Genomic DNA, 22845 nt, shown 5'->3' on the forward strand with positions numbered 1-22845 from the left:
GAATTGGAGGAATTACTAATGTTTGGTGATAGTAGTGTATATTCGAGGAAAGCGACCCTTTCCTTAAAAATATCTGAATTTGAAGTCCCTCCCATGCAGGATTTGCTGATTATCGGGAGGAAAGCGCCAATCGGGCCGGAAGCAGTGCGGAGAATGGCAGAAGCCTTGTCGCCGGAGCAGTTTACTTTGCTGAAGATCGATCATCCCAAGATCGAAGCTGTCTTGTTGAGAAACTCGCTCTTGCAAATGATGGACGAAAAATTGCTAATGAAAATTATTTTGGAAGAATCAGAGCGGATGATCAGTGAATCCATGGTTTTGCGATCTGAGCTGAAAATTGCATTGTCGGTACAACGCGAGGTGGATTTGCTATGAACATCTCAGAGATCATGATTCCAACGATTCATTCCATTTCCTCTGACAAATCCGTCTCCCACGCAGCAAGGCTTATGAGCCAGTACCAGATGGATTCGCTCGTCGTCATTGACCATGGAGAGCTCGTAGGATTAGTGACTTCCAGAGATGTCCTCACTGCTCATCCGAATCGAATTGTCGCTGATGCTATGTGTAATCAAATGCATTATTTGCTGGCAGACCAAAATATTTGGGAAGCCCATCATTATTTTCTCAATGAAAATGTCAAATTGGCGATTGTCCTCGACGAAGAGCAGGTAAGCGGGATGATTACCAAGGAAACAGTAGAAATGAAAATAGCGGAATACAAGGACCCGCTCTCTGGCTTGTATCGGGCACCTTATATCCAGTTTATCGGGGAAAGCTATTTGCGTAAGCAGATTCCGTTTCATTTGCTGTTTATCGATTTGAATGACTTTGGCAGAATCAATAAGCAATACGGTCATCCGTTCGGTGATGATGTCATCCGGACCTATTCCGCTGTGCTTTCCTCGATTGCCGAGGATCAGGGAGACCATTTGTGCCGTTACGCAGGGGATGAATTTGTCCTGATCTCCACTGCACCAATCGCGTTGATCGAGCAGTACATCGATTTGATCTCCCGGCCGACAAACGTGCTGGACATCACGGTTTCCGCAGCCGTTGGGCATGTGAATGGATGTGAAGATCCTGATTTTTTCAAACGATCCTGGAGAGAACTGATCGCCCAGGCAAGCCTTGAGTCTTCTGCTATCAAAGCACAGAAGACTGCTTCGGCGCTTCCTTCGTAACAGAAGCGCCGGATAAGAGAACAGGATTGTGCATACACTTGGTGAAACCAACTCTGTTTTTATTCGTATTTCTTAATGACATAACGAGACGAGTTCGGTCAGGGGAGGCTCTTTACATGATTGTTACTACAACCAACACTGTGCAAGGAAGAGAAATCGAAGCGTATCTGGACATTGTCAGCGGAGAGGTCATTATGGGAGCGAACGTAGTCCGCGACTTTTTGGCAGGGATTACGGACATCATCGGTGGCAGAAGCGGATCGTACGAGAGTAAGCTGGCGGAAGGCCGGGAAATGGCTTTGAAAGAAATGAAGGACAAAGCTCGCGCACTGGGCGCAAACGCAGTAGTTGGCGTCGATCTCGATTTTGAAACACTCCGTGAAGGCATGATGATGGTCATAGCGACCGGAACAGCAGTACGTGTAAAATAAGCCGGCAGATGCCCGGCTTTCTTTTTTTGCGCTGTATGTGGTAAAAAGGCAGAAGCTGCTGGCCTGAGCCATGCTACGGACTGTTTAAAATGGCAGAGATGAGGTAAGCTGGACTAAGAGACTGAGGTGATAAATGTGTCTGTAGAAGCAACACTGGTCGAGCTTGCGCAAAAAATCAAGGCGAATCCCAAACCGATTCGCGGCTTTTTCGCCGTGTATCATTTTGTGCTTGGCGGGGAAGAGAACGGGACGTATGAAATCAAATTCGGCAACGATGAAGCGACCTATCGGCTAGGGATTACTGAGCAGGCAGGCTGCACGCTGGAGTTGTCCGGCGAAAATTTCATCAAGCTGGTACAGGGAACGCTTAATCCGGCTGCGGCCCTCGTCACGGGCAAATTGAAAATCAAAGGGGACATGGGGCTGTCTTTAAAGCTGCAGACTTTGCTGTACAGCTACCAGACATCCTCTCTAAGAGCAGGAAACGAGTGAACAGACAAACCAATCCGGCGGTGCTGTTAGCCGCCCGTCACAAGTCAGTCACGGAAAAAAACTGGTCAAATTCCGAATAGTTGCGTTAAAATATGACCAAACAATGACAAGTATTCCAAAGAAAAGAACGAGGGAAACCATGCGCCATATTTGTTCCTTAATTGCAATCGTACACGGACTGGATGGACAATCTGTGCGTTTTGACTTGTATCAGGAGATGAGAAGAGGGACAACCGAACGAGAGCTGCTCAGACAGCATGCCAAGCTCCCTCGGCACTATTTCGACTATTTGTTTCACTCCGGTGTGCTGGAGGTCGAGAACGATCCTCCTTACCAGCCCAGCGTGACAAAGCCTGCTTCCATCGGAATGAACATACGATCTTTGGGTGGAAATGTATTGTTTGACATGTGCTTCGCTCCCCAGACGTATAAATTATGGCAGAATACAGATGCGAGTCTGGAAGACCTGTCTTTGCCTGCTGATATCTTCGAAGAATACGTATACCGTTTGGGAGCGATCAGCCGATTTCGTTATCTTGGACGCATCGATGATCCGGTTGTAGCAACTTCTCTTGGCGAAAACGACATGATCGAGTTCAAGCGCGACTTTTTGCTGTCCAAAGGCGGAATTATTAAAACAGTTGTGGCATTTGCCAATTCGAACAACGGCAATCTTTTTTTGGGAATTACCGATGAAGGCAGCATTTGCGGCATTGATCACGAGATTGAGCAATACGGAGACCCGGATAAATACCTTTTGGCCATTACTCAGTACATTCAGGACAAGACGTCGCCATTTTTAACACCTTTCCCTAAAATCTCCCTGAAAAAAGTCGACGGAAAGCATGTTGTCGCTATTTTTGTGGAGGTTTCCTCCGAGCTGATTTGCGGGCTGGACAAAAACAGCGAGAAATACGTTGTGATCCGCACGAACAATCGCTCGGTTGTGGTAAAAGACCCGCATCAGATTGGCGAAATTTACGTCAAACGAAAACTTGGCAGTGAGATCAGCCGACGACTGGGACTTCTCTAGATTCATCGGGCAGGGCTGATACTCGAAGGAGGTTGCTGATGGTATCGTCTTTGCGTGCTTATTTGTTAGTCGTGATGGTTGCAAGCATGTTTGTTTCCGGTTGTGCGCAGTCTGACAAAGTTCCAGCTGACATGAACGATCGCATCGAGACGGAGCTAGGCGCCGTAGAAAAGGCGACAGTCATGTCCACAGACGGCCAGGAAGTCATGCTGGATTTGCCTACCTTCATGAAAGAACTGTCTAATCAAGGCAAGGATTTGCAGCTCTCAGAAGAAGCTTTGAAGCAGGAAGACGTGCGTTTTACGCTTGTATTGTACCGGAAGCAGTTAGCTCCGCTAGTGGTGGCGGTAGGAGAAGGAGCCAGCCAGTTTGGCGAAAATACATATCGGGGAGCAGGCGCTGTCGCTTTTTATCAATGGATTCAGAAGCTGACAGGAAAAGGCTTGCTGTCGCAAAAAATTGATACCGTGTTGCTCTCGGCTGACGATTTGGGCAAGACGAGGGCGCTTGGCGAAGCAGAAGCGGACCTGATCCGCAAGGTGCTGGCAACGGCCACGCCTGAGCCGGGGGCAGCGAACAAGCAATACGCGCTCTATCCGAATTACCAGATGCGAATCAACGCAACAGACAGGCCGCTCGAAGTGACGGTGCTCACGCCGACATTGATCAGTGTGCCTTTTGGAAAAGAAACCCATACGTTTCGCGTGGATGGAGGACTTTTCTCCAAGCTGACGGAGTGGATTCCTCCCGCGGATACAGGCGACAAAACGTTTGAGCAGCTGTTCAAGGCCAGCCAAATCCGAATTTCGGCTACGGGTGCTGCCGCTTCGGAAAACATCGAAGTGGAAGTAAGAAAAACGACAGTGGAGCAAGGGATCGCACACCAGGCCGTGCGGCTTTTACAAGCAGCCGATTTGTTAAAAGAAGCACCGAAAGATCCGGGGCACGAACAGTATCGCCTCTCCTTTTTTGTGAATGGAAAAGAGCGCGAAGTCGTCTTGTACGCCAATTATTTTCAACTGGACGCAAAATGGTATATTCACAGTGAAATCGCGGAAAATCAGTGGAAATTGTTTCAAAGTCTTAGAAAATGATGGTTGTTCCTCATGAAGTTTCGAAGTTATGGTCACGATAAGGACAACATATTACTACCACTTTTGCATTTTTTGTCGTAGAATAGTTACGTTGCACTGATAGTGGAGGCTTCGACCGGAGGAAGACGCAGATGTCTTTAGCCGGTCTAAAAGCTTGCCGATCTTTATCTGCCATAGGAGGATGGAGAATGAACATTCATGAGTATCAAGGTAAAGAGATACTTAAGCAGTACGGTGTAAAAGTTCCTGAAGGTCGCGTAGCGTTCACAGTGGATGAAGCTGTTGAAGCAGCGAAAGAACTGGGCACCCAAGTAGTTGTGGTAAAAGCGCAAATCCACGCTGGTGGCCGCGGTAAAGCTGGCGGTGTAAAAGTGGCGAAAAACCTGGATGAAGTTCGTACATATGCCAACGAAATTCTTGGCAAAGTGTTGGTAACTCATCAAACAGGACCAGAAGGCAAAGAAGTAAAACGCCTTTTGATCGAGCAAGGCTGCGATATCAAAAAAGAATACTACGTTGGTGTCGTTGTTGACCGTGCGACTGGCAGCGTTGTTATGATGGCTTCCGAAGAGGGCGGTACGGAGATCGAGGAAGTAGCTGCTCACTCTCCAGAAAAAATCTTCAAAGAAGTAATCGATCCGGTAACAGGTCTGAATGCGTTCCAAGCACGTCGCCTGGCTTACGCAATCAACATTCCAAAAGAACTGATCAACAAAGCAGCGAAGTTCATGCTGAGCTTGTACCAAGCATTTGTTGACAAAGATTGCTCTATCGCTGAAATCAACCCGCTCGTTGTTACTGGCGACGGTGAAGTAATGGCACTCGATGCCAAACTGAACTTCGACAGCAACGCTCTCTATCGTCATGCTGACATCGTAGCTCTGCGCGATCTGGATGAAGAAGACGAGAAAGAAATCGAAGCGTCCAAATTCGATCTGTCCTACATCGCACTCGATGGTAACATCGGTTGCATGGTAAACGGTGCAGGTCTGGCAATGGCAACGATGGACATCGTGAAATTTTACGGTGGAGACCCTGCCAACTTCCTCGATGTAGGCGGCGGTGCTACAGAAGAGAAAGTAACCGAAGCGTTCAAAATCATTCTGCGCGATGAAAAAGTTAAAGGTATTTTCGTTAACATTTTCGGTGGCATCATGAAATGTGATGTCATTGCAAACGGCGTAGTAAATGCAGCAAAACAAATTCAACTGGACAAACCGCTCGTTGTGCGCCTCGAAGGTACCAACGTGGATCTCGGTAAGAAAATCCTCAATGAGTCCGGTCTGAACATCGTTGCAGCTGAATCCATGGCTGATGGCGCTGAGAAAATCGTATCCTTGGTAAAGTAAGCAATTGCGAGTAGATACGTTAAAAAAGGTGGGAAAAATACGCGATGAGTATTCTCGTTAACAAAAATACAAAAGTAATTACACAAGGGATTACCGGTGCAACAGGTTTGTTCCACACTCGCGGAGCCGTTGAGTACGGTACACAAATGGTTGGCGGTGTAACACCTGGTAAAGGCGGCACTGAAGTTGACGGTATTCCAATTTTCAACACAGTAGCAGAAGCAGTAGAAAAAACTGGTGCAAACGCATCCGTTATTTACGTTGCTCCTCCATTCGCTGCTGACGCGATCATGGAAGCGGTTGACGCTGAGCTGGATCTCGTAATCTGCATCACCGAAGGTATTCCTGTCCTCGACATGGTAAAAGTAAAACGTTACATGGAAGGCAAGAAAACCAAGCTGATCGGACCTAACTGCCCTGGCGTTATCACTCCAGGCGAGTGCAAAATCGGTATCATGCCTGGCTACATCCATACTCCTGGTAAAGTGGGTATCGTATCCCGCTCCGGTACCTTGACGTATGAAGCGGTTCACCAAACATCTACTCGCGGCATTGGTCAATCCACTGCTGTTGGTATCGGTGGAGACCCTGTAAAAGGTATGGAATTTATCGATGTACTGAAAATGTTCAACGAAGATCCAGACACAGAAGCAGTGATCATGATTGGTGAAATCGGTGGTACTGCGGAAGAAGAAGCAGCTGAATGGATCGCTGCGAACATGAAAAAACCAGTTGTAGGTTTCATTGGCGGACAAACTGCGCCTCCAGGAAAACGCATGGGCCACGCTGGTGCGATCATTTCCGGCGGTAAAGGTACTGCGGCTGAGAAAATCGCCAAGCTCGAAGAGTGCGGTGTTCGCGTAGCGAAAACGCCAGCAGTTATCGGTGAAACACTGGTAGAACTGTTGACAGAGCGCGGTATGCTCGACAAAGTTCTCAACAAATAAGAACGAAGATAGCAGAAGTGGACAGGCACAGGCTTGTCCACTTTTTCTTTTTTTGAAGGAGGCCGCTGTCTTTCGGTACAATGACTCTCGAAACCGTTACACCAAACGGCGTTCCGCGGGAGGGAGTTTTGCATGCGTAAACCGAAAATCAGCGAGCGAGACTGGTTGTTCATCCTGACGATGATCTCTGGCCTGGGTCGCAAAAAAATTAGACAAATTCATGAGCTGGCAGGCTCTTTGCAGAATGCTGTCGATGAATGGCGTTTGGTCGGAGAAGAATTGCGGCTGTCGATCGAGCTAATTCAACAAGTTGATGCGCAAACCAATCCAGCTGTAGTCGAGCGGATGCTTGGCGAACGGGAAGCGAAAAAAGTCGGTTTCTTGTGCGTTTGGGACGAAGCGTATCCTGCTTCGCTCCGCCATATTCCTGATCAGCCATTGACCTTGTTCTACCGTGGGGATAGCAAGCTGCTTGAAGTGCCGTCTATCGGCGTTGTGGGCTCGCGGAAGCCTACGCCATACGGGCGGGCCAGCAGTGCGTTTTTGGTGAAGGAGCTGGTGCGTGCAGGTCTTGCCGTTGTCTCCGGCTTGGCGCACGGGATCGATGGGGAAGCGCATCAGGCTGCTCTTGCGGCAGGAGGAAAAACGATTGCCGTGCTCGGATGTGGACTCGATCATGTTTATCCGCCGAGACATCAAGCGCTCTATCAAAAAATTGAATCTTTCGGACTACTTTTGTCTGAGTATCCGCCGCATACGCCTCCTTTTCCCGGGTTGTTTCCGGAAAGAAACCGAATGATTAGCGGACTTAGTTTGGGTGTTTTGGTTGTAGAAGCGGCAGAGAAAAGCGGATCGCTGATTACGGCTGACTGTGCTTTGGAGCAAGGGCGCGACGTTTTTGCCGTTCCCGGACCTATTTTTTCATCGTTGAGCGCTGGCCCGCATAACTTGATCAAACAAGGTGCAAAGCTAGTAACAAGTGCAAGCGACATTTTGGAGGAATTGCCGATTGTGTTGCCACCAGATGTGCCGTCTGGAACAGCAGATGCCAAAAAGAGCCATGACAGCGAGCTGTCTCCAGAAGAAAAGGCAATCGTAGAATCGATAACGTACGATGGCGTTCATGTAGACGAGATTGTTCAGCAATTGGAACCGGATCGACGCAAAAGCATCCATCAGTTGATGCTCAGACTGGAGGCAAAAGGGGCGCTGACTGCCCTGCCAGGGGGGTATTTTGCACGGCGTTGAGGCTTGTGTCACATGTGCTGCGAACTCCCTACCCCTTGCAAGTGTTTGACAAATCGGATAAGCATATTTAATAATAGGGAAGATTCCTTACTAAAAGGGGAGGAAAAAAATGGCTGATACGCTCGTAATCGTAGAATCCCCTGCGAAAGCGAAAACCATTGGAAAATATCTGGGAAGCAAATATATCGTGAAAGCGTCCATGGGTCATGTGCGCGACCTCCCGAAAAGCCAGATGGGGGTAGATGTCAATCATGACTTTGAACCCAAATACATAACGATTCGCGGCAAGGGCGATGTACTCAAGAGCTTGAAGGATGCCGCCAAAAAAGTGAAAAAAGTTTATCTGGCTGCCGACCCGGATCGCGAAGGAGAAGCAATTGCTTGGCATCTGGCGCAGTATCTGAATCTGGATTTGAACCAGCCGCTTCGGGTTGTGTTCAACGAAATCACGAAAGACGCGATCAAAGAAGCGTTCAAGCATCCGCGACACATCAATATGGATTTGGTCAACGCCCAGCAAGCCCGCCGCATTCTGGATCGGCTTGTCGGTTACAACATCAGTCCGATTTTGTGGAAAAAAGTGCGCAAAGGCTTGAGTGCAGGGCGCGTTCAATCAGTTACGGTCAAGCTGATCATGGATCGGGAACGCGAAATTCAGTCGTTCATTCCTGAAGAGTATTGGACGATTGCCACCAAGCTCGCAAGCAATGGCAAAGAGTTTGAAGCGAAGTTTTACGGCTATGGGGACGAAAAGGTAGAACTGAAATCCGAAGAAGATGTCAAACAAGTGTTGGACAGAATGAAGGACCAGCCGTTTGTCGTGCAAAAGGTGACCAAGCGCGAACGCAAACGCAATCCGGCTCCGCCGTTCATCACCAGCTCCTTGCAACAGGAAGCAGCCCGCAAACTGAATTTCCGCACGGCCAAGACCATGCGCATCGCCCAGGAGCTGTACGAGGGGATCGATGTTGGCAACAAGGAAGGCGCAGTCGGTTTGATTACGTATATGCGTACAGACTCGACACGCTTATCCGAAACCGCACAAAATGAAGCGAAAGAGTACATACAGGAAAAATTCGGCGCTGATTACATACCGGCTGAACCTCGCGTCCAGGCCAAAAAAGAAAACGCTCAGGATGCGCACGAAGCGATTCGTCCTACGTCTGTGTCTCGCACACCGGATGAAATCAAAGAATTTTTGTCGCGGGATCAGTTGCGTTTGTATCGCCTGATATGGGAACGGTTTCTCGCCAGCCAAATGTCTTCGGCTGTACTCGATACGATGAGTGTGGATATAGATGCAGGGGGCATCATGTTCCGGGCGACTGGCTCGAAAGTGAAATTCCCTGGATTTATGAAGGTTTATATAGAAGGAAACGATGACGGGACAGAAGAAGAAAGCTTCCTGCCGCCGATTGATGAAGGGCAGACCCTTGAACATCAAGAAATCACCCCGGCCCAGCACTTTACGCAACCGCCGCCGCGATACTCCGAGGCACGTCTTATCAAAACGCTGGAAGAAGGCGGCATCGGACGGCCTTCCACTTATGCGCCTACCTTGGAAACAATCCAAAAGCGCGGCTACGTCGCTTTGGAGGAAAAACGCTTTATTCCGACGGAGTTGGGTGAGATCGTCATTACTTTGATTGAGGAGTTTTTCCCGGAGATTCTCAATGCGGAATTTACGGCTCACATGGAGTCTGATCTGGATGAGATCGAGGAAGGCACTGCCAACTGGGTCAACATTCTCGATGCGTTCTACGGAGGCTTTGCCAAGCGGGTAGCCGTAGCCGAGGAAGAGATGAAGGAAGTCGAGCTGAAAGACGAAGAGTCTGATGAAACCTGCGAGCTTTGTGGTCGCGTGATGGTCTACAAGCTCGGACGTTTTGGCAAGTTCCTCGCTTGTTCCGGCTTCCCGGATTGCCGGAATACGAAACCGATCGTCAAAGAAACGGGAGTAAAATGCCCACAATGTGAAACCGGACACATTATTGAACGTAAATCTAAAAAGAGCCGTATTTTTTACGGTTGCAACCAATACCCGGAATGCGATTTTGTATCGTGGGACAAACCGATTGCCCGTCCTTGCCCGAAATGCTCAAGCCTGATGGTAGAGAAAAAGCGCAAGAAGCAAGGGGTCAGCGTCGTCTGCACCAAATGCGATTACCAGGAAGAAGCAGACTCCTGATTGGACGAGGTACAATTTGTAGCTTGGAGGAAAAACAGCATGACAACACCAACTATCACAGTCGTAGGCGCAGGGTTGGCAGGAAGTGAGGCTGCCTGGCAAATCGCCAAGGCAGGGATTCCTGTCAAGCTGTACGAAATGCGGCCGAAAACCCAAACGCCTGCCCATCATACAGACAAATTCGCGGAACTGGTTTGCAGCAACTCCTTGCGAGCGAATACTTTGACCAATGCAGTCGGCGTATTAAAAGAAGAAATGCGTCGGCTGGACTCGGTCATCATCCAGGCTGCTGACCGTTGCGCCGTTCCGGCGGGTGGAGCACTCGCGGTAGACCGACATGAGTTTGCCGGCTACGTTACCGATGCGGTGAAAAATCATCCGCTGATTGAAGTGATCACCGACGAGATCACGGACATCCCGGCTGACGGGATTGTCGTCATTGCGACTGGCCCGCTGACATCGCCAGCCTTGTCCCAAAAGCTGAAAGAGCTGACTGGGGAAGAATACCTATATTTCTATGATGCTGCAGCCCCAATTATCGAAAAAGACTCGATCGACATGAACAAAGTGTTTGTCGCTTCCCGTTACGATAAAGGGGAGGCTGCCTACCTGAACTGCCCGATGACAGAGGAAGAATTTAATCGCTTCTACGATGAGCTGATCGCAGCCGAAGCTGTTCCGCTGAAGGAATTTGAAAAAGAAATTTTCTTCGAGGGCTGCATGCCGATCGAAGTAATGGCAAAGCGCGGACGCCAAACGATGGTTTTCGGACCGATGAAGCCAGTCGGTTTGACCGATCCCCGCACAGGCAGAAAGCCGTATGCAGTCGTTCAGCTTCGCCAGGACAACGGAGCGGCTACTTTGTACAACATCGTCGGCTTCCAAACCCATTTGAAGTGGCCTGAGCAAAAGCGCGTCTTCTCGCTCATCCCGGGACTGGAAAACTGCGAAATCGTGCGCTACGGCGTCATGCACCGCAACACCTTTATCAATTCTCCCAAGCTGCTTCGTCCGACCTATCAGTACAAGGAACGCGATACATTGTTCTTTGCAGGGCAAATGACCGGAGTGGAAGGCTATGTGGAATCGGCTGCATCCGGACTGCTCGCAGGCATCAACGCTGCGCGACTGGCAAAAGGGGAAGAGTTGATCGTCCTCCCGCCTGAAACGGTAATGGGCAGCATGGCGCGGTATATTACGACGGCTGATCCGAAACATTTCCAGCCGATGAATGCGAATTTCGGACTGGTTCCAGAGTGGCCAGAACGCATCCGAAACAAGCGTGAGAAAAACGAAAAGCTCGCTGAGCGGGCGCTAGATACAATTCAGAATTTTACACAATAACGACACAATTAACGTTGATATCCGAATTTCGTCTGTGTTACTATATAGGTGCTTCGAGGAGGGTGCATCCCATATGGACATTTCGCAACAAATTTCTGCGGATCTTGCGATGTTTACCCGTTATTTGCGAGTAGAAAAAAACGCCTCTCCTCATACGGTAAAGCAGTATATGGCAGATATCAGCGAATTTGTCTCCTTTATGGAACAGCACCAAATCTCCGTATTTGCTGCTGTTTCTTATTTGCATGGTCGATCCTTTCTCGCACACTTGGCGGGCAGGGGGTTATCCCGGCGAAGTGTTGCGCGTAAGCTCTCCAGCTTGCGAAGCTTGTATCGATTTTTGTTGCGTGAGGGTCAGCTGGAACAAAATCCATTTCAACTCGTCTCCACTCCGAAAATGGAGAAGAAACTCCCCTCCTTTTTGTATCCGCAAGAGGTTCAAGAGTTTTTTGATCTGCCAGATACATCAACGCCTTTAGGAATACGTGATCGGCTGATATTTGAACTGTTGTACGCGAGCGGCATGCGCGTTTCGGAACTGGTGACCTTGTCAGTTGACGACATCAATCCGAGCATGGGCGTCGCGCTTGTATATGGAAAAGGGGCAAAAGAGCGGTATGTGCCTGTGGGAAGTTATGCCTGCGATGTTCTTAGGCAATACCTAGAGTATGGAAGAGAAAAACTGTTGGCCGGAAGAGTAGATCACGGCAACCTGCTGGTCAATTATCGCGGAGAACCGCTATCTGACCGCAGTGTTCGCCGGATTGTAGACAAATACGTAGATATGTGCGCTTCTCATTTGCGTGTCTCACCGCACACCTTTCGTCATACGTTTGCGACCCATATGTTAAATGGAGGGGCTGACCTCCGTACGGTCCAAGAACTGCTGGGACATGTCAATGTCTCCACGACACAGGTATACACGCATGTGACCAAGGAGCGACTTCGCCATGTATATGACACCGCTCACCCGCGGGCTAACCCGAATAGTACAGGTTCCGCCAAACGGACATAACGGGAGGAATCAGTAATGGAACAGTTTCACGCAACAACCATATTCGCTATTTCGCACAATGGGGCAATCGCAATGGCCGGAGACGGTCAGGTTACCTTTGGAAACAGCATGGTCATGAAAAATGGTGCTAAAAAAGTAAGAAGGCTCTATCGTGGAGAAGTTTTAGCAGGTTTTGCTGGCTCAGTTGCTGACGCAATCACGCTGTTTGAAAAGTTTGAAGGCAAGCTTGAGGAATACCACGGCAACCTTCAGCGAGCGGCTGTCGAGCTGGCGAAGGAGTGGCGGCTGGATAAAGTGCTGCACCGCCTGGAAGCCATGATGATTGTGGGCAACAGAGAGCATCTTTTGCTCATCTCCGGGAACGGGGAAATCATCGAACCGGATGACGGCATTCTCGCGATTGGCTCTGGCGGCAGCTTTGCCCTTGCTGCCGGGCGCGCGCTGAAAACATATGCGCCGCATCTTGGTGCCCGAGAAATTGCAGAAGCATCACTTCGAACTGCTGCCGAGATTTGCGTGTTCACGAACAACAATCTTGTGGTGGATGAGTTGAATTGAGCGAAAGGGAGGAACTTCTGTGCTGAATCTTGAGCAATTAACTCCGCGTAAGATCGTAGAGCATCTGGACAAATACATCGTCGGGCAGGCACAAGCGAAAAAAGCGATAGCTGTAGCCCTTCGCAACCGTTACCGGCGCAGCCTTTTGCCGGAACAGATGATTGACGAGGTCGTTCCTAAAAATATTTTGATGATCGGGCCAACCGGGGTGGGTAAAACCGAGATTGCCCGCCGCATTGCCAAATTAACCGGCGCGCCGTTCATCAAGGTAGAGGCGACCAAGTTTACTGAAGTTGGCTACGTAGGACGCGATGTAGAGTCGATGGTGCGAGATCTGGTGGAAGCCTCCATCCGAACTGTGAAGCAGGAAAAAATGGAGTCAGTGAAAGAAAAAGCAGAAAAGCTCGCGAATGAAGCGATCGTCAATGTGCTGGTTCCATCCCGCAAACCGCAAAGCTCGTTCAAAAATCCGCTGGAGATGCTGTTCGGCGGACAACAGCAGCAACAACAAGAGTCGCATGACCAGGAAGAGGCTTCCGTCCTGCAACAGCGCAGACAGGTGGCTTGGCAACTGGCGAATGGACAGCTGGAAGAACAAATGATCGAGATAGATGTAGAAGATCAGTCGCCAAACATGTTTGACATGTTCCAAGTTCCGGGTACAGAACAAATGGGGATGCAAATGCAGGATATGCTCGGCAGCCTGATGCCTAAACGGACGAAGAAGCGAAAATTGCGAATTAAAGATGCCCGAAAGGTATTAATTCAGCAGGAAGCGCAAAAACTGGTGGATATGGACGAAGTTACGCAGGAGTCGATTCGTCGGGCTGAACAGCATGGCATTATCTTTATCGACGAAATCGACAAGATTGCGGGCAAGGACGGACGTGGTCCGGACGTATCCCGCGAAGGTGTGCAACGGGATATTTTGCCGATTGTGGAAGGCTCTACGGTCATGACGAAGTATGGACCTGTGAAAACAGATTACGTCCTGTTCATCGCAGCCGGAGCATTCCATATGGCCAAACCGTCCGACCTGATTCCTGAGCTTCAGGGACGTTTTCCGATTCGGGTCGAGCTGACGAGCTTGCGTATCGAAGATTTTGTGCGAATTTTGACAGAACCGAAAAATGCGCTGCTCAAACAGTACGTCGCCCTGTTGGAAACAGAGGGAGTTCAAGTGGAATTTACGCCGGAAGCCATCCAGGAGATCGCCAAAATGGCTGCTGAAGTGAACCAGAGTACAGACAATATCGGCGCGAGACGCTTGCACACCATACTGGAAAAGCTGCTGGAGGATCTCTCGTTTGAAGCCCCGGAAATTCATCTGGAAGTTGTACAGATCACCCCGGATTACGTCCGTCAAAAGCTGGGAACAATCGCGGGGAACAAAGACTTGAGTCAATACATTTTGTAAGCATTGGATAGGTAGTAACATACATTGGGAGGAAATACAGATGGATCTACTGTCGAAAACTAGAAGAATTAACCGCATGTTGCAAAAATCTGCGGGTCATGCCGTTAATTTTAATGAAATGGCGCAAGTATTGAGCGATGTGATTGAAGCAAATACGTTTGTCGTAAGCCGCAAAGGGAAGCTGCTTGGCTTTGCGATCCACCAAGAGATGGATAACGGACGTATGCGCAAAATGCTGGAAGAGCGCCGTTTTCCGGAAGAGTATAGCCAAGGCCTTTTGAAAGTGGAAGAAACGTCTGCAAACCTGGACGTAGAAAGCCCATACACCATTTTCCCTGTGGAAATGAAAGATGTATTCCGCTCCGGTTGGACGACTCTCGTTCCGATCATGGGTGGTGGCGATCGCCTCGGTACGCTGATTCTCGGCCGCATCAACGATCAATTCGTGGACGATGACCTGATCTTGGCAGAAGTGGGCGCAACCGTAGTAGGAATGGAGATTTTGCGTGAGCGTTCTGAAGCGATTGAAGAAGAAGCGCGCAGCAAGGCTGTCGTTCAAATGGCGATCGGTTCCCTGTCCTACAGTGAATTGGAAGCTGTCGAGCACATCTTTGAAGAGCTGGAAGGCAAGGAAGGCTTGCTCGTAGCGTCAAAAATTGCGGATCGTGTCGGCATTACCCGCTCCGTTATCGTGAACGCGCTGCGCAAGCTGGAGAGTGCGGGCGTAATCGAATCCCGCTCCCTGGGGATGAAAGGAACATTCATTAAAGTATTGAATGAAAAGCTGCTTCCTGAACTGGAAAAGCTGAAAACCTCGTAAGATTTTCTAGAATAAAAGTTTAGCCAAAGTGAACTTCAAGGTATAGCAACAGCCGTTGCTGTACCTTTTTTCATGGGTAATTATACCTAGTTGCAACACTGTCCGACAATCTTTTACCAGAAATTATGCATTGATTTTTCGGGATAAGTGCAATCACAGCGCATTGAATATGGTTTGCATGTAAAAACAAGTAAAAAAACAGGAAAGTTCAGGGATTTAGTGCCATTGAATCATTTTGAAAATCGCCATCAATAGGGGCTTTTTTCACTATTACGATTTTGCTATGATTGAATCGTATCTTGGCTGTCGAAAATACAGGAATTATAGGCAGATTTGCGAAAACGAATTGACACATATTGGGGGAGAAGGCTACATGCTGGATAGTTATCATCTGCAGGTCCTTGAGAGATCGATGAACGCCGCTACACTGCGCCATCGGACGATCACAAACAATCTTGCCAATATCGATACCCCTCAATTCAAAAGTCAACAGGTAATTTTTGAGGGCTATCTGCAAGAGGAACTAAATGGGAAAATAGGAACTGGAAAGCTTGCGGCCTATCGAACCAATGAACGCCACATTCCATTTAGCAACGCTGGCGGGTTCGCGATGCCACAGGTCGTTTCCAATCCGAATAGCTACGTTCAAAACAGTGGGAATGATGTGGACTTGGAGTCGGAGACAACGGAGCTGGCGAAAAACCAAATCTGGTATAGCGGCCTGACGCAGCTGACTGCGGGCCATTTCCAGAAACTGCGCAGTGTCATTGAGGGTGGAGGGAAATAACGATGAGCTTGTTTCAAGGAATTAATACAAGTGCTTCAGCCTTGACTGCAAATCGGTTGCGCCTGGATACGATTGCGTCGAATATTGCGAATGCAGAAACGACGCGCGCAACTTTTGTCGATGGCAAGTGGCAACCGTACCGTCGAAAAATGATCGAAATGTCACCGCGCTCAAGCGAGTCATTCGACAGCTTTCTGCAAGCGGCGGTTGGAACGGTGTCTGGCAGAGGAGGAGAACAAGGGGTGCGGGTCACAGCGATTCAAGAAGACAACACTCCGTTCAAGCGCGTATACGATCCTTCCCATCCGGATGCAGATCAAGACGGCTACGTGCTCATGCCAAACGTTGATCCGATGAAGGAAATGGTGGACCTGATTTCCGCTTCGCGATCCTACGAGGCGAACGTCACTGCTTTAAACGCAACGAAAGCGATGATGTTGAAGGCATTGGAAATCAAATAAAGCGGGTGAACAGTAAAAGATGGACATAAACGCACTTTCACAAGCGGTTCCGGTCAAGATGCCTGTCGCAAACAAAATGCCAACCACCGCGGAAGTCACAAAAGAATTTGGAGCCTTTTTGACAGACGCCATGAACCAGGTGAATCAGGCGCAGGTAGAGTCGGCCAATCTGGCAGACAAATTCGCGGCTGGCGAAATTACGGATCTGCACCAACTGACTGTTGCAGGCCAAAAAGCTTCCGTGATGCTGCAAATGACGATGCAAGTCCGGAATAAAGTGATTGAGTCTTACCAAGAAATCATGCGCATGCCGATTTGATTGTCGTTTTATCCAGTGAGAGGTGAAACATGAACGAACGTTTAGCTTTATACAGAAATCAGCTTACGTCTAAATGGAACCAGTTTTCCAAAAAGCAAAAATGGATGATTGTCGGAATCTCGCTTTTTCTGTTAATTTCGCTGGGCTTATACATATACATCGCTTCTCAGCCGGTCTACAAGCCACTCTACGATCAGAGACTTAGTGAACAGGAAATCGGCGCGATCAAGAAAGAGTTGGAAGGTCAGCAAATTCCATACAGGATTACTGGAAATGGGACAAGCATTGAAGTACCGGAAAAAATGGCCCAAGACGTCATTGTCGATCTTGCCGCACAAGGAATCCCCAGCCAAGCAGGCATCAACTCCGAAGTTTTTTCCAATACGTTGGGTGTTACGGACAGACAGTTCGATGTGATGAAAAAAGAAGCCTTGCAACAAGAGCTGCGCAAGATGCTTGAAAGAGTAAAAGGCGTTCGCTCGGCACAGGTAATGATTACACTGCCACAGGAAAGCGTTTGGGTAACAGAGACACCGGATACGGCAACTGCTTCCGTCATCGTCGATGTAGAACCAGGCACGACCCTGGAGCAAAAGCAGATTAACTCGCTCTACCTGCTCGTTTCCCGAAGCGTTCCGAAGTTGCCGATCGATGCGATTGCCATTACGGACCAATATTCGAATCCGCTGGAGCGCGCAGAAGGCGAAGAAGCAGAAGGAAGCTTGAGCAGCTTTAAACAACAAGAAGCGATCAAGTCCGAGGTTGAAAAGAAGATTCAACAAAATCTGTACAACCTGCTTGGTACAATCATGGGTCGCGATAAAGTGATTGTTCACGCTTTTATCAAAATGAACTTTGATAAAGAAACTCGCGTGGAAAATCTCGTGGAAGCGCCTGACAAAGAGAACAACGAAGGACTTATCATCTCTTCTCAAAAATTATCAAAAGCTTTCTCGGGTCAAGGCCAACCGCCAGGGGGCATCGCAGGTACAGGCGCGAATGCCGTTCCAAACTACCCGGGGAACAATCCTCAAGGAAGCAACAGCCAGTATGAAGAGTTGAATGATACAATCAATCGCGAAGTCAATCGGTTTACTCGGAATATTACGTTGAGCCCGTACAAAATCGAAGACTTGACGATCAACGTCGGGGTTGAGCCTCCGAATGGCACAGAATTGGATGCGGCTACACTTGAAAGCATCAAGCAAGTGCTGCGCAATGTTGTGCGTGTAACGTTAAGCGACAAGGCTGTCGATTTGAGCGAAGAAGAACTGGACAAGCATATTTCCGTTCTTCCGCGTCAGTTCTCTGGAAAAGTGGCTGTCGAAGAATCCAGCGCACTCAGTCCAGCTGTATTGTGGACCGTTGGTGGTATTGCCGTTTTGGCACTCGCCGCTGTTGCCTTCCTCATCATCCGCCGCCGCAATCAAGCGAAGCTGGAGCAGGAAGAAGAAATGTCCGATTTGCTGGCACCTGGTCAACCTACCGAAATTCCGGATCTGATTTATCAGGAAGACGGAGATCAGGTTGTGGTCAGAAAACAGCTTGAAAAATTGGCGCGAAGCAAGCCGGATGAATTTGTTGTTCTGCTTCGTACTTGGTTAGCAGAAGATTAAGGAGTGAAAGATATGGCTCGCGGCGCTAAAGAGTTGTCTGGACGACAGAAGGCGGCTATCCTCCTCATCTCACTAGGGCCGGAAATCTCTGCCCAGGTGTTCAAGCACTTGCGTGAGGATGAGATCGAGCAACTGACGTTGGAAATTGCCAACGTTCGAAAAGTCGATACAGAAGAAAAAGATAAAATCTTGGCCGAATTTCATCAAATCGCCGTAGCAAAAGAAGTAATCTCGCAAGGCGGGATCACCTACGCGAAAGAAATCTTGCAAAAAGCTTTGGGCGAGACGAAAGCGATGGATATTATCAATCGCTTGACTGCCAACCTGCAAGTACGGCCATTCGATTTTGCCCGGAAGGCTGATCCAGGCCAGATTTTGAACTTTATCCAAAACGAGCACCCGCAAACGATTGCCCTGGTTCTTTCTTATCTCGAACCGCAGCAAGCAGCGATGATTTTGTCCGCGCTTCCGCAAGAGCGGCAAGCTGAGGTAGCGAAGCGGATTGCCATGATGGACAGCACTTCTCCGGAAGTAATTGCACAGGTAGAACAAGTCCTCGAACAGAAGCTCTCGGCCACTGTCACGCAGGATTATACGCAAGCAGGCGGGATCGAAGCAATCGTGGCTGTACTCAATGGTGTCGATCGTGGGACGGAGCGCACGATTCTCGATTCTCTCGAAATTCAGGACCCCGAATTGGCCGAAGAAATCAAGAAACGCATGTTTGTATTCGAAGATATCGCTACACTGGACAACCGTTCGATTCAGCGCGTAATCCGCGATGTAGAAAATGCGGATCTGCAACTTTCTCTCAAAGTGTCCAGCGAAGAAGTTCGGGAAGTTATTTTCCGCAATATGTCCAAACGGATGGCGGACACTTTCAAAGAAGAAATGGAATTTATGGGACCAGTTCGTCTGCGCGACGTAGAAGAAGCACAATCTCGTATCGTTGCCATTATCCGTCGCTTAGAGGAGGCTGGTGAGATCATCATCGCCCGCGGTGGAGGAGATGATATCATTGTCTAGGATTATCAAAGTGGCTAATTATCGGCCTTCGGAGGACGCTGTTCTCCTCTCGGTGACGCCTGTACCACTAAAGACGGAAAATGATCCCGAAAGGTTGCAAGAAAATCTACAAATTTTACAACAAGCTGAAATTGAGGCCAAAACGATCCTCGCAGATGCCGAAGAAACCGCGCAAAACATCCTTCAACAAGCATCCGAGCAGGCTGAGCAACTGAAGCAGGAAGCACTCCTGGAGATCCAGCAATGGTGGGAACAAAAGCAGCAGGAAGCTTCCGAATTGTTCAGCTCTGTGCAGGAGCAAGCGGTTGTTGAAGGACAGGAAAAAGGTTTCGAGGAAGGGAAGCGCCAAGCGTATGAAGAGGAGATAAAAGCACTTTCTGACGCGCGCGCAATTCTGGAGCAGGCGTACAGCAGCAAGCAGCAGATTATAGCCGAAGGGGAACCTTTTTTAGTGGAACTTGCCCTTGATGTTGCCAAAAAAATTATCGGGCAAGAATTGCAGCAAAATCCGGAACAAGTCATGGAGATTGCCAAAAAAGCGCTGCGACGCTCCCGGGTTCACGGGGAGATAACGATATGCGTCAATCACAACTACTTTGATTACGTTTCTGACCACCGAGCCCAATTGCTTGCCCTGCTGGACGGTCAGGCGGAGCTTTCCGTCTATCCTGACTACACGATTTCCGATGGCGGGTGTGTGATTCGGACGCCGCTCGGAAGTGTGGATGCAAGAGTGGATACACAGCTGGAAGAGATCAAACAAGCATTGCTTGCGATTGCCGGAGGAAGTGAGTCCCGATGAGTTTCCTAGACATAACGAAGTACAAGCAGGCGCTGGGTGAGATTGATCCGATGCGCGTGAATGGAAAAGTGACGCAAGTTGTGGGGCTCACCATCGAGTCTCAGGGACCAGAAGTAAAGCTCGGCGAAATTTGCCATCTGTATCCGGCAAACAGCAAAGAGCCGATTATCGCTGAAGTAGTTGGCTTTCGCGAAAATAAAGTGCTGCTCATGCCGCTGGGCGAGCTGACAGCAATCGGACCGGGCTGTGATGTAGTGGCTACGGGGCGATCGCTGGAAGTGAAGGTAGGCCCGGAAATTTTGGGATCTGTCCTCGACGGCCTCGGTAGACCGTATCAAGGAGCGTTGCCGTTTGGCTTGAGTTCCTATCCCACGAACAATCTGCCGCCCAATCCGATTTTGCGGCCGCGCATTAAAGAGCCGCTAAGCGTGGGCGTACGCGCCATCGATGGATTGTTGACTGTCGGAAAAGGACAGCGGGTCGGAATTTTTGCCGGATCAGGGGTAGGGAAAAGTACCTTGATGGGAATGATTGCCCGCAATACTACGGCGGACATCAACGTCATCGGACTGATCGGGGAGCGCGGCCGCGAGGTCATGGAGTTTATCGAGCGCGATCTGGGGGAAGAAGGTCTAAAGAGGTCTGTCGTAGTCGTTGCGACCTCCGACCAGCCTGCGATGATCCGCATCAAGGGAGCCTTGATTGCCACATCGATCGCCGAATACTTCCGTGACCGCGGGTTGAATGTGATGCTCATGATGGACTCGGTAACCCGTTTTGCCATGGCGCAGCGGGAAGTAGGACTTGCTATCGGAGAACCGCCGGCAACACGCGGCTATACACCGTCTGTGTTCGCGCTGATGCCCAAGCTGATGGAGCGGGCAGGGACAGCCGACAAAGGCAGCATTACGGCGTTTTACACGGTGCTCGTCGACTCCGACGACATGAATGACCCGATTGCGGATGCGGCGCGAGGAATTTTGGACGGACATATTGTGCTCGACCGGAAAATCGCGCAAAAAGGCCACTTTCCTGCCATTGATGTGATGGCGAGCGTCAGCCGTGTCATGTCAGAGATCGTTACAGACGATCACAAGGAAGCGGCAAGACAGTTGAAAAAACATTTGGCCACTTTTCGCGAGGCGGAAGATTTGATCAATATCGGAGCGTACAAGCCTGGCTCGAACCGCGATATTGATGCTGCCGTCCGCTACAAAGACATCATTACAGAGTTTACGGCTCAAGGGACACATGAGCCCTCGACATTACAAAGCGCGGTCAAGGCGCTGTTAGCCCATTTCGGAGGAGTGAACTAATGTGAAAGTGTTTCAGTTTCATCTCCAAAAAGTTCTCGATCTGAAGGAAAAAGAGAAAGAGCAGGCAGAGTGGGCATTTGGGAAATCGGTTCAACGCAAGAACGAAGAAGAGTGGAAGCTCGCGCAATTGACAGTGCAGCATGATGAGATGACCCATATGCTTGAGGAAACGCAAATGCAGACATGCAGTGCCGCCCAACTGATTTCAATCACGCAGTATCAACAGTCGGTTGCCAGATCGATAACGAGACAGCAGCGAACGTTGCGCGGATGTGAGCAGGATGTGGAACGATGTCAGTCCCATTTGACGGAGAGAATGAAGGAATCAAAGCTATGGCATCGATTGCGTGAAAAATCTCTCTACCAATTTCTCGACGAACAGCGTCAGCGCGAACAAAAAGAATTGGATGAAATCGGCACTCAGCTCTATCTTCGCCGCAGCAACTAAGGGAGGTACCAGATGGAAGAAATCCAAGAAGAACGGGAATACGGCAGGTGGGAATGGTTTTTCTACATGATTGTCATTCCTGCACTGTTTGCCAGCCTCCTTGGCGGCGTACTCCTGAGCTTGCTGGGAGTAAACGTGCTAGGGAATGTTCTCCACTGGGCTAACTCCATACCGTACGTGGAAAAGCTCGTCCCGGACGAATACGCGGCTACACCCGGTGAAGAAAAGAAACCCGACACCGAGAAACAGGTTGCGACTTTGCAGCAGGATCAGGCGAAAAACCAGCAGCAAATTTCCGTGCTGAAAGAAGAAGCAGCCAAAAAGGATGCAACGATCCAAGCGTTGGAAAAGCAAGTGCAAGACTTGAACAAGCTTATGGAAGATCGCAGGGCCACCGAGGATGAGCGTCAAAAGCAGTTTGCTGATCTCGCCAAGGTGTACACGACCATGTCAGCGAAAAATGCAGCAGCCATCATCGAAAATCTTAGCCTGGATGAGTCTGTCACGGTCATGACCAAAATGAAGCCAAACCAGCGCGCTGACATTTTGGCCAAAATGGACCCGAAAAAAGCGGCTGACATTTCCATTCTGCTAAAAGACTCTGTGGTCAACAAAGATGATGACATCGCTGCTCTCCAGGAGCGCGTTCAAGTGTTGACGAAAGCACTCAGCGAAACGCGCAGCGGTACTTCCGCGAGCGCTAACGATCAAGTGTTGAGTGACACGTTTGCTCAGATGCCTGCGGAAGATTCCGCGGCGGTCATTCGCTCGCTGATGGCGACGAACAAGAGCAGAGCCTTGTCACTGATCAAAGAAATGCCTGCGGACAAACGGGCGCAAACTCTCTCAGCGATCGCCAAAGAGGACAAGAAAGAAAAAGACAATTTGGCGGCTCGCATTACGGAAGAGTTGCTTCGATAACAAAAGCTTCGCTTCTCGTTATCGTTAAA

At 49.3% G+C, this 22845-nt stretch carries 24 protein-coding genes; all 24 read left to right on the top strand.

Annotated features, from left to right (window positions below; translation table 11 throughout):
* Window positions 1-3: 3 nt before the first annotated feature.
* The 24 genes from EDM60_RS17890 to EDM60_RS18005 all read left to right on the top strand — a co-directional run bounded on the left by EDM60_RS17890 (window position 4) and on the right by EDM60_RS18005 (window position 22816).
* Window positions 4-375 (top strand): hypothetical protein, encoded by a 372-nt coding sequence (locus EDM60_RS17890; protein WP_229049700.1) that lies wholly within the window; start codon window positions 4-6, stop codon window positions 373-375.
* A complete protein-coding gene (locus EDM60_RS17895; RefSeq protein WP_122965181.1) occupies window positions 372-1184 on the top strand; it encodes a GGDEF domain-containing protein in 813 nt (270 codons plus the stop codon). Before EDM60_RS17890 ends, EDM60_RS17895 begins: the two co-directional genes overlap by 4 nt.
* 116 nt (window positions 1185-1300) lie before the next feature.
* Window positions 1301-1615, top strand: coding sequence for a YbjQ family protein (locus EDM60_RS17900; RefSeq protein ID WP_063227651.1), 315 nt, complete (start codon window positions 1301-1303; stop codon window positions 1613-1615).
* Between the two features lie 135 nt (window positions 1616-1750).
* Window positions 1751-2107, top strand: a complete 357-nt coding sequence (locus EDM60_RS17905; protein WP_122965182.1) for an SCP2 sterol-binding domain-containing protein — start codon at window positions 1751-1753, stop codon at window positions 2105-2107.
* 139 nt (window positions 2108-2246) lie between these two features.
* Window positions 2247-3140, top strand: coding sequence for an AlbA family DNA-binding domain-containing protein (locus EDM60_RS17910; RefSeq protein WP_122965183.1), 894 nt, complete (start codon window positions 2247-2249; stop codon window positions 3138-3140).
* Between the two features lie 38 nt (window positions 3141-3178).
* Complete coding sequence (locus EDM60_RS17915) at window positions 3179-4234, top strand: hypothetical protein (protein ID WP_122965184.1); 1056 nt, start codon at window positions 3179-3181, stop codon at window positions 4232-4234.
* Window positions 4235-4422: 188 nt separating this feature from the next.
* Window positions 4423-5583, top strand: a complete 1161-nt coding sequence (gene sucC, locus EDM60_RS17920) for an ADP-forming succinate--CoA ligase subunit beta (protein ID WP_063227647.1) — start codon at window positions 4423-4425, stop codon at window positions 5581-5583.
* Between the two features lie 44 nt (window positions 5584-5627).
* Window positions 5628-6530 carry a succinate--CoA ligase subunit alpha gene (gene sucD / locus EDM60_RS17925; protein ID WP_122965185.1) on the top strand — a complete coding sequence of 301 codons (903 nt, stop codon included), beginning with the start codon at window positions 5628-5630 and terminating at the stop codon, window positions 6528-6530.
* Window positions 6531-6662: 132 nt separating this feature from the next.
* A complete protein-coding gene (dprA, locus tag EDM60_RS17930) occupies window positions 6663-7778 on the top strand; it encodes a DNA-processing protein DprA (protein WP_122965186.1) in 1116 nt (371 codons plus the stop codon).
* Between the two features lie 109 nt (window positions 7779-7887).
* Entirely contained in the window at window positions 7888-9966 is a 2079-nt protein-coding gene (gene topA, locus EDM60_RS17935; protein ID WP_122965187.1) for a type I DNA topoisomerase, read from the top strand.
* Window positions 9967-10005: 39 nt separating this feature from the next.
* Window positions 10006-11310: an FADH(2)-oxidizing methylenetetrahydrofolate--tRNA-(uracil(54)-C(5))-methyltransferase TrmFO gene (gene trmFO, locus EDM60_RS17940; protein WP_122965188.1), complete on the top strand. Its 1305-nt coding sequence runs from the start codon at window positions 10006-10008 to the stop codon at window positions 11308-11310.
* A 73-nt stretch (window positions 11311-11383) separates the two neighbouring features.
* Complete coding sequence (gene xerC / locus EDM60_RS17945) at window positions 11384-12325, top strand: tyrosine recombinase XerC (protein ID WP_122965189.1); 942 nt, start codon at window positions 11384-11386, stop codon at window positions 12323-12325.
* 15 nt (window positions 12326-12340) lie between these two features.
* Entirely contained in the window at window positions 12341-12883 is a 543-nt protein-coding gene (gene hslV / locus EDM60_RS17950) for an ATP-dependent protease subunit HslV (protein ID WP_122965190.1), read from the top strand.
* Between the two features lie 19 nt (window positions 12884-12902).
* Window positions 12903-14300: an ATP-dependent protease ATPase subunit HslU gene (hslU, locus tag EDM60_RS17955; protein WP_063227640.1), complete on the top strand. Its 1398-nt coding sequence runs from the start codon at window positions 12903-12905 to the stop codon at window positions 14298-14300.
* Between the two features lie 40 nt (window positions 14301-14340).
* The gene (gene codY, locus EDM60_RS17960; protein WP_005834266.1) at window positions 14341-15120 is read left to right on the top strand and encodes a GTP-sensing pleiotropic transcriptional regulator CodY; all 780 of its coding nucleotides are present in this window, start codon (window positions 14341-14343) and stop codon (window positions 15118-15120) included.
* Window positions 15121-15493: 373 nt separating this feature from the next.
* On the top strand, window positions 15494-15907 hold the full coding sequence (gene flgB, locus EDM60_RS17965; RefSeq protein ID WP_122965191.1) for a flagellar basal body rod protein FlgB: 414 nt from the start codon (window positions 15494-15496) through the stop codon (window positions 15905-15907).
* 2 nt (window positions 15908-15909) lie between these two features.
* Window positions 15910-16368, top strand: a complete 459-nt coding sequence (gene flgC, locus EDM60_RS17970) for a flagellar basal body rod protein FlgC (protein WP_122965192.1) — start codon at window positions 15910-15912, stop codon at window positions 16366-16368.
* 19 nt (window positions 16369-16387) lie between these two features.
* Window positions 16388-16687 (top strand): flagellar hook-basal body complex protein FliE, encoded by a 300-nt coding sequence (fliE, locus tag EDM60_RS17975; RefSeq protein ID WP_063227636.1) that lies wholly within the window; start codon window positions 16388-16390, stop codon window positions 16685-16687.
* Window positions 16688-16716: 29 nt separating this feature from the next.
* Complete coding sequence (gene fliF, locus EDM60_RS17980) at window positions 16717-18303, top strand: flagellar basal-body MS-ring/collar protein FliF (RefSeq protein WP_122965193.1); 1587 nt, start codon at window positions 16717-16719, stop codon at window positions 18301-18303.
* 12 nt (window positions 18304-18315) lie between these two features.
* Complete coding sequence (gene fliG / locus EDM60_RS17985; protein ID WP_122965194.1) at window positions 18316-19329, top strand: flagellar motor switch protein FliG; 1014 nt, start codon at window positions 18316-18318, stop codon at window positions 19327-19329.
* Complete coding sequence (locus EDM60_RS17990; RefSeq protein ID WP_122965195.1) at window positions 19313-20131, top strand: FliH/SctL family protein; 819 nt, start codon at window positions 19313-19315, stop codon at window positions 20129-20131. The genes fliG and EDM60_RS17990 overlap by 17 nt, the downstream gene beginning before the upstream one ends.
* Window positions 20128-21447, top strand: coding sequence for a flagellar protein export ATPase FliI (gene fliI / locus EDM60_RS17995; RefSeq protein ID WP_122965196.1), 1320 nt, complete (start codon window positions 20128-20130; stop codon window positions 21445-21447). The genes EDM60_RS17990 and fliI overlap by 4 nt, the downstream gene beginning before the upstream one ends.
* A gap of 1 nt (window position 21448) precedes the next feature.
* On the top strand, window positions 21449-21895 hold the full coding sequence (gene fliJ / locus EDM60_RS18000; protein ID WP_122965197.1) for a flagellar export protein FliJ: 447 nt from the start codon (window positions 21449-21451) through the stop codon (window positions 21893-21895).
* A 12-nt stretch (window positions 21896-21907) separates the two neighbouring features.
* Window positions 21908-22816, top strand: coding sequence for a MotE family protein (locus EDM60_RS18005; protein ID WP_122965198.1), 909 nt, complete (start codon window positions 21908-21910; stop codon window positions 22814-22816).
* Window positions 22817-22845: the final 29 nt, after the last annotated feature.

Source organism: Brevibacillus parabrevis (assembly GCF_003710905.1).
In the GTDB taxonomy this organism is placed as follows: domain Bacteria; phylum Bacillota; class Bacilli; order Brevibacillales; family Brevibacillaceae; genus Brevibacillus; species Brevibacillus parabrevis.